This window comes from Brevibacterium pityocampae (assembly GCF_039541555.1).
Taxonomy (GTDB): domain Bacteria; phylum Actinomycetota; class Actinomycetes; order Actinomycetales; family Brevibacteriaceae; genus Brevibacterium; species Brevibacterium pityocampae.
In genome coordinates, this window is record NZ_BAABGL010000032.1 from 1 (window position 1) to 14949 (window position 14949).

A 14949-nucleotide genomic window follows, 5' to 3' on the forward strand; every position below is an offset into this window, starting at 1 on the left:
CCGGAATCGAGGGTGGTCTACCCATGCCTGACTCTCCTTCAGGACCTACATAACGGCCCTGCCACTAAGTCTGACGCGCGACAACAACATCACCATCACCACCCCGGCAGGGCCATGCCCGACCTGGCGCATCGACGGCGACCCCTCAACCTGGGCGATCCACATCCACGGCCTCGGCAGCACCCGAGTCGGCACCCTCCGCGGCGTCCTCGCCGCAACCGAACTCGGCTACACCTCCCTCGTCGTCAGCTACCGCAACACCGCAGAAGGGCCAACCGTCGGCACCGGCCGAACAACCCTCGGCCACACCGAGGCAGCAGACGTTGACGAAGCCATCGGATACGCCGTCCGACGCGGAGCCCAACAGATCGTTCTCTTCGGCTGGTCAATGGGCGCCGCCATCACCCTCCAACTCGCCGACCACCCCCGACGCGAGGGACTGATCGCCGCGCTCGTCCTCGACTCACCAGTCCTCAACTGGACCGAAGTCATCAAGGCCAACTGCGTCCGCAGCGGACTGCCCGCAGCAGCCGGACACCTCGCGATCCCGTGGCTCACCATCGGCCCACCGGCTCGCACGGTCGGCTTGCCGGGCCTCATCCCACTTCGCACCTTCGACTGGACCGCCCGAGCCGAAGACCTTCCTACGCCGACCCTGATCCTCCACGGCGCCCGAGACGACTCCGTACCCATCCGGCTCTCACAAGCACTCCGCGACGCGCGACCGGACCTTGTTGATCTGGCGACCTTCGACGCTGGCCACACCCTCTGCTGGAACGCCGACCCCGACCTGTGGCACGAGACAGTGACCACCTGGCTCAAGGCCCGCGTCCTGCACTGATCGGCAGAACGGAGCGACCACCCTCGGCACCCATCTCGTTCGGCCACGCCCGGAGAAACCCAACTCAAGCCGCAGCTCCACCGGTATCATCGTGAGTGTTGGCCTGCCAGGGCCATAGAGCGAGGGAGGACCAACGTGGCTGTCCGCAGACGACATCGCCGCCCACCTCGGGATCACCAAAGACACCGTCTACACCTGGATCGCCGAGAAGGCCATGCCCGCCCACAAGGTCGGACGCCTCTGGAAGTTCCAAGCCAGCGAGATCGACGACTGGGTCCGACGAGGTGGCGCAGCCGCCGACTCCGAACCCTCCCCGTCAGGCTGAGCGCGTCGCTCACTTCGAGCCGCCGCTGACACTTTGTCGGTGGCACCCCATATCCTGATCCACTGCCCAAAACCGGAAGGAGGCACCTCGTGACAGACGCGACGACCGACGCGACATTGACGCTCGCGACGCTGCGCGCGGGCCAGCGCCTCCGTGGCCTGGTGCCGGGGCAGGCGGTCACCCTGATCGCCATCGACCCTATCGACGCCGAGCTCTTCGAGGTCTTCTACCGCGATGACGCCGGTCGCAGCGGCGCACGTGCGATCACCGACGCCGACGCCGCACGCTTCGAGGTCGCGGGTGACTTCGACTCCGCTCCGGCCTACGATGCCGACCCGGACGAGTTCCGGCTCGCAGCCGAGGCACTGAGGATCAAGTACGCGGCGCTGTATGACCCGATGGTCGCGGTCAACAGCTCGGACGTTGACCCGCTGCCGCACCAGATTCGCGCGGTCTACGACGAACTGCTGCCGCGCATTCCGCTGCGGTTCCTGCTGGCCGACGACCCCGGCGCGGGCAAGACGATCATGGCCGGGCTGTACCTGAAGGAGCTGATCCTGCGCTCGGACTGCGAGCGCGCCATCATCGTCGCTCCCGGTGGGCTCGTGGAGCAGTGGCGGGAGGAACTCAGTCGGAAGTTCGACCTGCGCTTCGAGATCTTCAGCCGCCAGATGGTCGATGGCGCCCAGGGCCGTAACGTCTTCGCCGAGCACCCGTTCTTGATCGCCCGCATGGATCAGCTCTCCCGCAGCGAAGACCTGACCGAGCAGCTCGGCGAGGTCACCTGGGATGTCGCCGTCGTTGACGAGGCCCACCGCATGTCGGCCCACTACTCCTCCTGGGCGGGCGAAGTCGATGAGACCAAGCGCTTCAAACTCGGACGCCTGCTTTCGGAGACCGCGCACAACTTCCTGCTGATGACCGCGACCCCGCACGCGGGCAAGGAAGAGGACTTCCAGCTCTTCATGTCGCTGCTGGATCGCGACCGCTTCGAGGGCCAGTACCGGCAAGGCGTGCATCGCACCGACACCGACGGCCTGATGCGCCGCATGGTGAAAGAAGACCTGCTCACCTTCGAGGGCAAGCCGCTGTTCCCCGAACGCAAGGCCTACACCGTCGAGTACGAGCTGAGCCCGGCCGAGCGAGACCTCTACGAACAGGTCACCGACTACGTCCGCACCGAGATGGGACGGGCCGAGCGGATCGCACAGGCCGGGGACAAGAAGCGCGGCAACAACGTCGGGTTCGCCCTCACCGTGCTGCAACGCCGCCTCGCCTCCAGCCCCGAAGCGATCCTGCGCTCCCTGGAACGACGCCAGCAACGCCTCGACACGAAACTGCGCGACATGCAGCGCATCACCGACGACGCACGCTTCAGCACCTCCATCTCCTCCCACATCGACGAATGGACAACAGGCAAGACCACGCTCGACTTCGGAAGCGACGCGCTGCCCGCATTCTCGGTCGACGACTTCGAGGACTTCCACGAAGAGACGACCGACGAGGAACGCGCCCAGTTCGAGGAACAGGCAGACCAGGTTGTCGATCTCGCCACAGCCGCGCAGACCATCCCCGAGCTGCGGGCTGAGATCGCGATCCTCGAAGACCTCATCAAGGTCGCCCGGCGCGTCCGGCTGCAAGACGATGACAAGAAGTGGGTGCAGCTGCGCACCATCCTCGACGAGCAGCTCCTGACCCACGACGGCTCCGGCGATGCTCGCAAGATCATCATCTTCACCGAGCACCGCGACACCCTCGACTACCTGCAAGCCAAGATCACCGCCCAGTTCGGGCGTGCCGATTCGGTCATCACGATCCACGGCGGCACCCGCCGCGAAGACCGCAAGCTCGCCCGCGAACGCTTCACCCACAACCCCGACACCGTGGTCCTACTGGCCACGGACGCCGCCGGGGAAGGCCTGAACCTTCAACGTGCGCACCTGATGGTGAACTACGACCTGCCGTGGAACCCGAACCGCATCGAGCAGCGCTTCGGCCGCATCCACCGCATCGGCCAGCGCGAGGTCTGCCACCTGTGGAACATGGTCGCCCGCGACACCCGCGAGGGCGACGTGTTCACCCGGCTGCTGGCGAAGATTGACCAGATGTCAATCGCCTACAACGGCAACCTGTTCAACGTGCTCGGCGACGCCGACGCCTTCCAAGAGCGGTCGCTGCGTGACCTGCTGATCGAGGCAATCCGCTACGGCGACCAGCCCCAGGTCAAGGCCAAGCTCGACCGCATCATCGACGCCGGCGTCTCCCACGGCCTCGACGAGATGCTCGCCGAGCGCGCACTCCACCCCGAGATGTTCTCCGCACTCAACCTCGACGAAGTTCGCGCACGCATGGAGAAGGCCCGCGAACGCCGACTCCAGCCCGGTTACATCGCCGCCTTCTTCCTCCCCGCGCTCACCCGGCTCGGCGGACGCATCCGCAAGCGCGAGAACGGCCGCTACGAGATCACCCGCGTCCCGGCCCGCGTCATCGACACGGCGCGTCGCCTCAACCGATGGGCACCCGTCGCTGAGCAGTACGAGCGCATCACCTTCGAACTCTCACGCATGCACCCCGACGGGCTCGCCGACGCCTCCCTCATCGCACCAGGCCACCCGCTGCTGCACGCCGTGATCGAGGCAACCATCGACGACCTCGGCCCCACTCTCAAGCAAGGCACGGTGCTGGTCGACCGGCGCACCAAGCAGACCGACGCACCGATGCTGATGTTCAGCGTCGAGCAGCGCATCGAGAACACCGCCGCCGATGCCGACACGGTTTCTCACCACTTCGACTACCCACTCCTCGAACAAGACGGCACCGTCACCGTGTCCGCAGCACCGCCCTACCTCGACTATGACCGACCGGACTCGACTGAGACCGAAGCCATCGCGGAGATCGCGGGCAGCGATTGGGCGCGGCAGAACCACGAGAAGCTCGTGCGCGCGTGGGCCTACCGTGAAGGGCTCCAGCCCCGAATGGACGAGATCAAGACCCGCCTCGACATCGAGACCGCGCGCACCCGGGCGCAGGTCAAGGATCGCTTGCTGGCCGAGATCAACCACTGGGATCGAGAACACAACCGCCTCGAAGCCCTCGAACGAGGAGGCACCGTCGGCAGGCTCCGCGCCGAGACCGCGCTCGTTCGTGCCCGACAACTCGATGAGCGGCTGAGCCACCGGCTCGAACAGCTCGATGAGGCCACCAACCTTGTCGCCGTACCCGCCGTCATCCGCGGGGCCGCTCTCGTCATCCCCAGTGCGCTCCTCGCGACCGACAACGAGCCTGAAGCACAGACCTTTGCCCGCCAGACCGAGGAAGTCGAGCGTCGAGCGGTCGAAGCCGTGCTCGCCGCCGAGCGAGCACTTGGGCGCGAACCTGTCGAGATGCCGCGCAACAACCCCGGCTACGACATCCAGTCCACCGACAAAGGCGGCTTCGTCCACTACATCGAGGTCAAGGGCCGCATCGAAGGCTCCGACACGTTCACCATCACCACGAACGAGATCACCTTCGCCCAGACCCAAGGCGACCGGCACCGGCTCGCCCTCGTCGAGGTCTCGACCAGCGGTGCTCCCAACGACCAGTTGCGCTACGTGAGCGACGCCTTCACCCACCTTGAGCCATCCGCGACCACCCGTTCCTACAACGAGGTCTGGCGCGACTACTGGGAACGCGGAGCACCACCGCGATGACCCACCCCACCGACAACAACCAGCCCGACGCCAGCGAGAGAAGCCCCGTGACCAACGCACCCAAGAAGAAGCTCATCGAAGTCTCGCTACCGCTGAATGCCATCAACGAGGCTGCCCAACACGAGAAGTCCGTGCCTCGCAAAGGGCACCCGGCAACGATGCATCTGTACTGGGCGCCGAGACCTCTTGCGGCAGCCAGGGCAGTGTTGTTCGCGCAGCTGGTTGATGACCCTTCTTCGCGTCCAGAGGAGTTCGCTACACCCGAGCAGCAGGATGCTGAGAGGGCACGCCTGCATGCGCTCCTAGCCGAGCTGGCGAAGTGGGAGAACTCAAATAACAAGCCACTACTGGAACAAGCACGGCACGAGATTCGACGGTCCACACCGGACCGTCAGCTTCGATTCCTCGACCCTTTCGCTGGCGGAGGCGCGATACCTCTGGAAGCCCAACGACTCGGTCTGGAGACCTTCGCGTCCGACTTGAATCCCGTAGCGGTTCTCAAGACCCGAGGGCTGCTGGAGATTCCAACAAGGTTCGCAGATCAACCACCTGTCCATCCCGGTGCCCAGGCGCTCTCCGTCGACTGGGCTGACGCATCAGGTCTCGCCGAGGATGTCAGGAAGTATGGCGCCTGGCTCAGAGACGAAGCCTTTGCTCAGGTCGGAGACAGCTACCCGAAAGTTGTAGCGCCGGGTGGGACGGAGCATACGGTCATCGCCTGGCTCTGGGCTCGCACCGTACGGAGCCCCAACCCGTTCAATCCGATCGAGACGCCTCTGGTGCGTTCCTGGTGGCTCAGCAAGAAGAAGGGCAGGGAAGCCTGGATCGAAGCAAAGGTCGTGGATGGAGCCGTCAAGTACACGATCCGCCATGACAAGTTCGGTCCGAGCAAAGACGACGACGGCACAATGCGACGTGGTAATGCCATCGCGCTGGGCGACGGCACGGTGATCGACAACGACTACATTCGCGCAGAGGCAAGGGCCGGACGTCTAGGGGTGCACCTGATCGCGATTGTCGCGGAGGGCGAGCGGCGCCGACTCTATATCGAACCAAGCGAAGAGCACATCCAAGCTGCACTTTTGGACCGACCCACGGACGTCCCCGACCAGTTGATTCCCACCCGCAACCATGACGTGGATCGTCTCCCGATGTACGGCATGCCGACCTGGGCGGACGCCTTCACGAACCGTCAGCTTCTGGTTCTTACGACTATCAGTGACCTCATCACAAAGGCTAGGGACAAGGTCATCGCGGACGCGATCGCTCAAGGCATGCATGAAGGCGAGAGCTTTGAGTCCGGTGGGCGCGGAGCGGTTGCCTACGGGGACGCCGTCGCTACATACCTTGCCTTTGCCCTTAGCAAACTGTCGGACTGGTCATCTTCGATTTGCAGCTGGATTTCGGGAATCGAAGGGGTGCGAGACACCTTCGCCCGCCAAGCTCTTCCCATGGTCTGGGACTATGTCGAGATCAACCCGTTCTCGAACTCAGTCGGCCACTTCTATACACACGTGGACTGGGTGGCGGCTGGCGTCGCAGCCATGCCGATGGGAACCAGCTCTGCGGCAGGTCGCGTTCAGCAAGCAGATGCGGCCACTCGTGACTACGCCGGTTACGTTGTGAGCACTGACCCGCCGTACTACGACAACATCGGCTACTCCGACCTCTCAGACTTCTTCTACGTGTGGCTTCGTCGCTCACTCGGCGGTGTCCACCCAGATGTCTTGGGGACCCTCCTCACCCCGAAGGACGGAGAACTTGTGGCGAACCCGAATCGCCACGGCGGTCGCGATGGGGCCGAGAAGTTCTTCGTCCAAGGGTTCAATCAGGTCTTCCGACGAATCCGCGAGGGAGCGGAGCCAGGCATCCCCATGACCGTCTACTACGCCTACAAGCAGCAGGACACCCGCGACACAGGAACTTCCTCGACTGGCTGGCATACGCTCTTGAGCGGGCTAATCGAGTCAGGGTGGGAGGTCAACGCAACCTGGCCGATGCGTAGCGAGCGCAGCGGCCGAATGGTGAGCGTGGGAACAAATGCCCTTGCATCATCGATTCTCTTGGCCTGTCGCCCCCGAGAGGCGACCGCGAGCGCCACAACACGTCGCGCATTCGTCGCTGCGCTGAAGTGGGAGTTGCCCGAGGCGCTCCGAACGCTTATTCAGGGTTCAATCGCGCCAGTGGACTTGGCCCAAGCAGCGATTGGCCCCGGGATCGCGGTTTTTTCCCGATTTTCGCGTGTCCGGGAAGCCGATGGATCAGATATGAGCGTGAAGGATGCCCTCCTGCTAATCAACTCCACGCTGGATGAAGTTCTCGGTGAGCAGGAGTCCGACTTCGACCCCGATACACGGTTCGCGGTGAAGTGGTATCGGCAGTACGGCTGGGGCCAAGAGAACTCAGGAATCGCGGATCAACTCGCACGGTCTTCGGATACGTCGATTGGGGCACTTGAGCGCGGCGGCATCTTCGAGGCGAAGGGTGGCAAGGCACGCCTGCTCCCGCCCGTCCAGCTCGAAGGAGCTTGGGATGCAGCAGCCGACGAGCGGGTGAGCGTCTGGGAGGCGACGGTTCGTCTCGCCGCGGTGATGGCGAAGGACGGTGCCGACAAGGTGGCGGAGCTGCTGCCGTCAGTTCAAACGCGCGTGAACTTGGATGCGGTGAAGGAGTTGGGCTTCCTGTTGTTCCACGAGGCCGAGAAGAAGAAGGACACGAAGGACGCGATCCTCTTCAATGGTCTGGTGAGTGCCTGGGGTGACGTGAACGAGCAGGCGCGCAAGTACGCCTCGACGCCGCGCTCGTCCCAGCAGGAGTTCGACTTCGACGAGGACGAGGATTAGGTCATGCCCGGACAGCGAGATCAAGCCCAAAGCCGCGGCGCAGGCGCGCGCCGCTCTGGCGCTGACCTGACTCCGTTCCGGGCCATCGCGGAGTCAGTCAGTGCCTCGGGTGGTGAGCTCGTCGATCAGGTGTCGGCTCTGATTGAGCAGGCGCAGACGTTCGCGGCCACTCAGGTGGACGCGACGCTCACTCTCCGGAACTGGTACATCGGGCGGATGATCGACGTGGCCGTGCTGCGTGAGGGCCGGGCGGGGCACGATCAGGAACTTGTTGCCTCGCTGGGGCAACAATTGACCTCCAGGTATGGACGCGGCTTCGACCGGACCAACCTCTACCGGATGGTGCGCTTCTCCCAGCAGTTCGCCGAGCCCGAACTTGTTGCCTCACTGGGGCAACAAGTTAGCTGGACCCACTTCAAGGCGCTACTGCCGTTGGCCAGCGCGGAGGCGCGAGCGTTCTACGTGAAGGAGACCATCGGCCGCCGACTCAACGTTCGTGAGCTCCGGCACGCCATCGAACGCAAGGCGTTCGAGCGTCGCGAGATTGCCGACTCCCAGATTCCCGAGGGCTCAGCTGTCCCGCTCGATGCCTTCGGTGACCCGATGCTGCTGGACATGCTAGGCCTGGCCGACACCTACTTGGAGCACGACCTCGAATCAGCTCTGGTCCACGACATGGAGGCGTTCCTGCTGGAGGTCGGGCGCGGGTGGGCGTTCGTCGAACGTCAGAAGCGCATGACCTTCGACGGAGACGACTACTACCTCGACCTGCTGTTCTACTCCCGTCCACTGCGTCGGCTGATCGCGGTGGAGTTGAAGGTCGGCAAGTTCAAGCCGAGCTACCAGGGGCAGATGAACTTCTACCTGAAGTGGCTGGACCGGCACGAGCGCCAGGCGGACGAGAACCCGCCATCGGCCTCATCCTGTGTACCGAGGCGAGCCGCGATCAGATCGAGCTGCTCGAACTCCACAAGGACGGAATCGTCGTCGCGGAGTATTGGACGACCCTGCCGCCCAAGGCAGAGCTCCAAGCTGGTATCCAGGCGGTCTACCGGGAGGCACAGGAGCGGATCGCTCGGAGGCAGCTCACCGCAGCGGCGGAAGAAGACTTCGATGAGTAGGGATTGGCCGGCGCGGTATGCAGCCACGTCGGCACCAAGTAGTGGGTTCTAGGAGACAACGATGGCGATGAACAACCGAGATCGAGTAGGCAAGGCGTTCGACCTGCTCTCCGAGGGGCTCCTGGACGAGGTCGATGAGGTCATGACGCGGGCCTACAAGACCGCCGACTGGCCCGCCGCGTGGGCGAAAGAGGATGCCCAGCGCCGGGGCGGGCCACTACGCACGCTGACCAAGCACGACGTACAGGTACAGCTTCGTGCCATTACCGAGCAGGGCTATCACTTCAAGGACGTGCTCTCCCGCGCCCAGCAGGGCTTCGCGTCCGAGCTTCGCGAGACTCGGAACCTGTGGGCGCACAGCGAGCCCTTCAGCTCCGATGACGCATCGCGCGCGCTCGACACGATTGAGCGGCTGCTGCACGCGGTCGGCGCGGTCGATTCCGCCGAGGACGTACGGAAGCTGCGCGTCGATCTACAGCGCACGGTGTTCGAGGATCAGACCCGCAAACAGGTGAAGCGTACGAAGGTATCGCTCGAACCTGGCTCCGGACTGCGCCCGTGGCGTGAGGTGATCCGGCCCCACGATGACGTGGCGCGCGGCGCGTTCACCGCATCGGAGTTCGCGGCCGACCTTCACCTTGTCCACACGGGTCAAGCGACGAGCCCGGAGTACGGCGATCCGGTCGAGTTCTTCACCCGTACCTACCTCACCGAGGGATTGCGCGACCTACTGTCACGCGCGCTGCGCCGACTGAACGGCGAAGCCGGCGCAAGCCCGGTCGTGAACCTTCAGACCAACTTCGGCGGCGGAAAGACCCACTCGATGCTGGCGCTGTATCACCTGTTCAGCGGCACCCCGGCCAAGGACTTCCCGCAGGAACTGCAGGAACTCATCGCCGCGAACGGCAACCCCGACCTCGGCGCACTCGACGTGCGACGGGTCGCCCTCGTTGGCACCTACCTGAAGGCCGGGTCGCCGATCATCAAGGACGACGGCACCGAGGTTCGCACGCTCTGGGGTGAACTCGCCTGGCAGCTCGGCGGGCGTGAAGCCTACGACCTGATCGCCGAGGACGACCGCGCGGGCACCAACCCCGGTGAAGCGCTGCGCACTCTGATCGTGCGCTACTCGCCGTCCCTGATCCTGATCGACGAGTGGGTGGCCTACGCGCGCCAGCTCGTCACGGACAAGGAACTCCCGTCCGGTTCGTTCGAAACGCAGTTCACCTTCGCCCAGTCCCTGACCGAGATCGTGCGCTCCGTCCCGGGCGTGATGCTCGTGGTCTCGATCCCGGCCTCCGACACCGGCACCGACGGGCGCGGCAGTGATATCGAGATCGGTGGTGCGAACGGCCAGCTCGCGCTCGAACGTCTCCAGAACGTGATCCGTCGCGTCGCGGACCAGTGGCGGCCGTCGAGCAAGGACGAGTCGTTCGAGATCGTGCGCCGACGGCTGTTCCAGGCACCGAACGCTGAAGGGCTCACGACGATCTCGGCTGTGGCGCGCAGTTTCGCGAACCTGTACCAGAACAACACCGCGTTGTTCCCGCGTGATGCGGCGTCGCCGAATGACGACTATGAGAAGCGCATCCGCGCGTCCTACCCGCTGCACCCCGAGCTGCTGGATCGCTTGTATGAGGACTGGTCGACGTTGGAGCGGTTCCAGCGCACCCGTGGTGTGCTGAAGCTCGTCTCGTCGATCGTGCACGAGCTGTGGGCATCGAACGATGCTTCGCCGCTGATCCTGCCCGGCAACGTGCCGCTGGATGCGACGACCGTGAACACGGACCTGACGCAGTACCTCGAAGACCAGTGGAAGCCGATCATCGACTCCGACATCGACGGCCCCGGATCGACCGCTCAGCAGATCGACCTCGACCGCCCCAACCTCGGCCAGCGCTTCGTCACCCAGCGCATCGCACGCACGATCTTCATGGGCGCGGCCCCCAGGATCAAGAGCACCCGCAAAGGGCTCGACAAGCAGTACCTCTGGCTCGGCACCGCCGTCCCTGGTGACACGCTTGGGAACTTCGGCAGTGCCGTCGAGTTGCTTGCGCAGCGTTCGACCTACTTCTACGAAGAGCAGGGCCACTACTGGTTCGACACCCAGCCGTCCGTCACGAAGACCGCGAACGACTACGCCGAGCGGCTCCGCGAGGATGTCGAAACGGTCTGGAACGAGGTCACCCGCCGCCTCCAAGGAGAAGAACGCGTGCGCGGTGTGTTCGACCGGGTCCACATCGCCCCGTCGTCGTCCGCCGACATCCCCGACCTCGAAGACACACGCCTGGTAATCGCCCACCCGCGGTACGCCCGTCGCAAGCAGGACGGTGCCGACTCGGCCGCGCACGCGTGGGTCCGTGACGCTATCGAGAGCAAGGGCGCCAGCCAACGCATCCACCGCAACACGCTGATCTTCCTCCTCGCCGACAAGAGCGAGCTGGAGAGCCTCGAAGCCGCGACCCGCAGCTACCTCGGCTGGAAGCGAGTCCAGGCCACCAGCGACAGCCTCAACCTGTCCGCGCAACAGCGCAAGCAGACCGACGACTGGGTATCCCGGCTCGATCAGACCGTCTCCGACCGCATCCGCGACACCTTCGTCTGGGCCGTTTACCCCGAGCAGTTCGACCCGACCAAGCCGTTCGAGCTCGTCGCCGACAGGGTGCCCGACTCCGGCGGACGATCCCTGGCCGAGCGTGTCAGCGCCAAGCTCGGCCGTGAGGATCAGCTCGTCACCGACTTCGGCGCCCCGATCCTCGGGGCGACCCTGCATCACGAGCTCGGTGCGCTCTGGCGTGATGCCGGCGAGATCACGGTCGGCGAGCTGTGGGGCTACTTCACCCGCTACACCTACCTGCCCCGACTCGTTCGACGCGAGGTTCTCGACCGCGCCATCGAGCAGTCGCTCTCGGCAGTGCTCGTTGACAACGAGCGGTTCGCCATCGCATCAGGCAAGGACGCCGAGACTGGCCGCTACCGCGGCCTGCTAGTGGCGCCGAACCCGAACACACGGATTCAGGTCACCGACAGCACCCTGCTCATCGAGGCCGAGCGCGCCCAGAAGCAGGCGGATGCTGACCGGATCGCGGCCGTACGTGAGGCGGCGATGAACGCCGCCGCTGACGGTGACTTCGCTGACGTTGGACCGGTTGACTTCGTGTGGACGGGCAGTCCGTCCGCCGAGGGCGATGAGCCGTCCGAGTCCGAGTCTGCGCTGGAGGCAGTGCTCGCCCGGTTCTTCGGTTCGGTGAAGATCGACTCCGACCGCTACGCCCGCGACATCGGCAACGTGACCCGCGAGGTGATCGACCGCCTCGCCGGAGCAGGTGCCCGGCTCGACATCACCATCGACATCCAGGCCACTAAGCCCGACGGCTTCGACGAGTCCGAGGTTCGCACCATCGGGGAGAACGCCCGAGTCCTCAAGTTCGACCCCAGCTCCGGCTTCGAGAAGAGCTGAGGTAAGAACTCGTGAAAATCACCTCGGTTGAGATATCGAACTTCAAGGCGCTTGAACAAACCAAACTCGACCTGCACCCCACGTTCAACGTACTTGTCGGAGCAAACGGGTCTGGGAAGAGCTCGGTGCTGCAAGCCCTCCACTGGATGTTCCAGTCTGGGCGCAACTTCAGTGTTGAGCCGAAGAAGGGTGATACAGCCTCGACTCTCTCCGAGAAAGACGCGATCTACATGCCTTCCCCTGACTATAGGAACGCTGGGCACGGCACAGAGTACGGCAATACGCACGGCAAGCCACAGCTTGGCGTCACCGTCGTCGCGAAGACCGACGACGGCTCCGAGGTGACAGCAGAGATGTGGCTGAAGGCCGCACGCAACGAGGGCATCTCTGTGCATGTGCCCACAGGTAACACGATCGTCTCGCATATCCGAGACCAGTCCCGCGAGTTCAGCGCGTATATTCCGGGAGTCGCGGGGATCCCTCTCAACGAGGAGAAGCGCTCAAAGCTCCTCGTTCACCGATCCGCTGCGGCAGGCGACGCGAACACCGTACTCCGGAACATGCTGGACCTTCTTCGAAGAGTAACTGTGGATGGTCGTAATGGGCTCGAAGTCGTTGAGGACTTGGTGTCGCAGGTGATGGGCGAATTTTCGTTGAAGGTGGCCTTTGACGACGAGAAGCACATTCGCGTTATGGCGACATTCAGGACTGGGGACATGGTTGCCGGGGACGACAAGGCGTATCGGCCGCTGGAGCTCGCTGGTATTGGTTACCTCCAGGTGCTTCAGATTTTCTCCTACCTTGTGTACTTCAGGCCGGTCGTACTCTTGGTGGACGAACCAGATGCTCATCTCTACCCGATCGCTCAGGAACGTCTCGTCAAGGTTCTGGCGCAGGCGGCACAGGACTTTGATTCGCAGATACTCCTGACCACGCATAGCCCATCCATCGTTCGCGCGCTCCCAAGCGAATCGCAGGTCATCTGGATGCGGGACGGCGAAGTTCAGCCTGAGGGAGACACCGACGGCCGGCTGCTCATGGGCTGGGGTCTACTTGACCGGAAGATCGTTCTCCTGACCGAGGACACGAACACGGACATGCTCAGATCGATCTTGGCGCAATGGCCAGATATCGAACGTGCCACCGCGATCTGGCCATTTCACGGGTCATCTAATATTCCACCGGCCGATGCCATCGATGGGCTCAAGGCTCTACTGGCAGCGGACGTACGCTTGGTGATTCACCGGGATCGTGACTTCCTCATGCCTGCTGAAGTTGCGAAGATCGCTAAACCCTATGAAGACCTTGGGCATCGATTCTGGGCCACCAAGTACTCCGACATTGAGGCTTACTGGGTGGACCCGGAGGTCATTGCATCGCACTTCGGCGTTACTCACGATGAGGCATCCAACATCTTGGCGAACGCGCTCGCCGAAGCGAAGAAGAACGACGATCAACTGAAGATGAGAAGAAAAAAGCGAAGTGAAGCTCTAAGCAAGATCAACCGCGATGGCAGCCTTCCTCACTTCGGCGACGACGACGTGCGCGCCGAAGCGGAGGCCGACGGCACCCAGTTCGGTGTGCTCGGCAAGACAATGATCGCTCGAATACGAGAAGCAGCTTCAGCGGAAGGCCGTGATAGAAGTGGGAGCTTCGGCAAGTACGTTCCAGCGACGCTCGCGCACCCAATCGCCGATGATCTTCGCGCGCTACTTGAGGCCCCACAGTAGGTGTGCAGAACAGCAGATGACGTGTGCGCACTTCACGCGCCAGAATGGGCTTGCTCAAAGGTCAGGCAGCGAGACGAGTGCGAATGTGGCCTGTAGAGGTAGCACTCCGTTGCCAAGCGCGGTGATCTGCTGGTTCGGCGTCAGCTCATGGAAATCGGTGACCCATCCAGTCGGCAGGCCCATCAGCCATTCGACGAATGCTGGTGCTGGGCGCGGGCCGTCGGCGTCGTTCAGGAGAGCTGGCGCTGGCGCGGGGCATCCGGTGATGTGTTCCCAGCGGGTGATGGCGTCGGCGTAGCGTCCCCAGCGCTGAACAGTCCGTCGATCAGGGACCACAGGGTCTCCGATTCGGCTCTCCTGGTCGGTGAGCCAGCCGGTCCGTGGAGAGCGAAGTCGATGATCTGGTGCGACAGTGCGATTGTCCCGCGTCGTGCTCGCACCTGGTCGAGGGTCTCCCCGCCGCGTGAGGAGTCCGTTGCCAGCGGGGTGCGGAACAGTGCGCCGGGCGAGGGCGAAGATGCGGAAGCGTTGGTGAGGAGCGCCGACAAGGGAAGCCGGTAGGCCGATCCATCGTGCATCCAGCCGCAGGTCGGCCAGATCGCCGAGAACGGCGCCGAGAGCCCGTAGAGGTCGAGTTGCGTTGTCTCCCAGATGCCACGGGTCGCGTTCCACGCCGCGAAGGGTTGCGCCGTCGGGGGTTGCATCGTCGGGGTTGCGTCGGTCATGGTCGTCTCCTTCTGCGGGTGGCCGTGTCGCGGGTGAGGACAGCAGCCCGCGGACGTTCTCGATGACGACCCATTCGGGCTGGAGCGCATCGATGGCTGCGGCCATGTGCGCCCACAGACCCGATCTTGTGTCCCGCGTCAAGTAGTTGGCAGGATTTCCTTGGTTTTGAATGTCGGGGTGGTGGGGTCGGCCAGGCCCAGGTGCACCTCCT

At 64.0% G+C, this 14949-nt stretch carries 8 protein-coding genes; 7 read left to right on the forward strand and 1 reads right to left on the reverse strand.

Going from position 1 to position 14949, the window contains the following annotated elements; all coding sequences use genetic code 11:
- The first annotated feature begins 163 nt into the window (after positions 1–163).
- From ABD883_RS12080 to ABD883_RS12110, 7 genes are all read left to right on the forward strand, one after another.
- Positions 164–841: an alpha/beta hydrolase family protein gene (locus ABD883_RS12080; protein ID WP_345032419.1), complete on the forward strand. Its 678-nt coding sequence runs from the start codon at positions 164–166 to the stop codon at positions 839–841.
- A gap of 139 nt (positions 842–980) precedes the next feature.
- Entirely contained in the window at positions 981–1166 is a 186-nt protein-coding gene (locus ABD883_RS12085) for a helix-turn-helix domain-containing protein (RefSeq protein WP_137320274.1), read from the forward strand.
- Positions 1167–1255: 89 nt separating this feature from the next.
- Entirely contained in the window at positions 1256–4858 is a 3603-nt protein-coding gene (locus tag ABD883_RS12090; RefSeq protein ID WP_345032413.1) for a helicase-related protein, read from the forward strand.
- The gene (locus ABD883_RS12095; RefSeq protein WP_345032415.1) at positions 4855–7701 is read left to right on the forward strand and encodes a DUF1156 domain-containing protein; all 2847 of its coding nucleotides are present in this window, start codon (positions 4855–4857) and stop codon (positions 7699–7701) included. Before ABD883_RS12090 ends, ABD883_RS12095 begins: the two co-directional genes overlap by 4 nt.
- Before the next feature lie 3 nt (positions 7702–7704).
- Positions 7705–8874 (forward strand): PDDEXK nuclease domain-containing protein, encoded by a 1170-nt coding sequence (locus tag ABD883_RS12100; protein ID WP_345032416.1) that lies wholly within the window; start codon positions 7705–7707, stop codon positions 8872–8874.
- Between the two features lie 9 nt (positions 8875–8883).
- A complete protein-coding gene (locus tag ABD883_RS12105) occupies positions 8884–12282 on the forward strand; it encodes a DUF499 family protein (protein WP_137320273.1) in 3399 nt (1132 codons plus the stop codon).
- An 11-nt stretch (positions 12283–12293) separates the two neighbouring features.
- A complete protein-coding gene (locus tag ABD883_RS12110; RefSeq protein ID WP_345032417.1) occupies positions 12294–14012 on the forward strand; it encodes an ATP-dependent nuclease in 1719 nt (572 codons plus the stop codon).
- 230 nt (positions 14013–14242) lie between these two features.
- Here ABD883_RS12110 and ABD883_RS12115 read toward each other — a convergent pair whose 3' ends face one another.
- The gene (locus ABD883_RS12115; protein ID WP_345032418.1) at positions 14243–14737 is read right to left on the reverse strand and encodes a hypothetical protein; all 495 of its coding nucleotides are present in this window, start codon (positions 14735–14737) and stop codon (positions 14243–14245) included.
- Between the last annotated feature and the right edge of the window lie 212 nt (positions 14738–14949).

Excerpts from the sequence above, each read along its gene's own strand:
- ABD883_RS12115 (WP_345032418.1), bottom strand. The coding sequence starts at position 14,737 with ATGACCGACGCAACCCCGACGATGCAACCCCCGACGGCGCAACCCTTC.
- ABD883_RS12095 (WP_345032415.1), top strand. The coding sequence starts at position 4,855 with ATGACCCACCCCACCGACAACAACCAGCCCGACGCCAGCGAGAGAAGC.
- ABD883_RS12105 (WP_137320273.1), top strand. The coding sequence starts at position 8,884 with ATGGCGATGAACAACCGAGATCGAGTAGGCAAGGCGTTCGACCTGCTC.
- ABD883_RS12100 (WP_345032416.1), top strand. The coding sequence starts at position 7,705 with ATGCCCGGACAGCGAGATCAAGCCCAAAGCCGCGGCGCAGGCGCGCGC.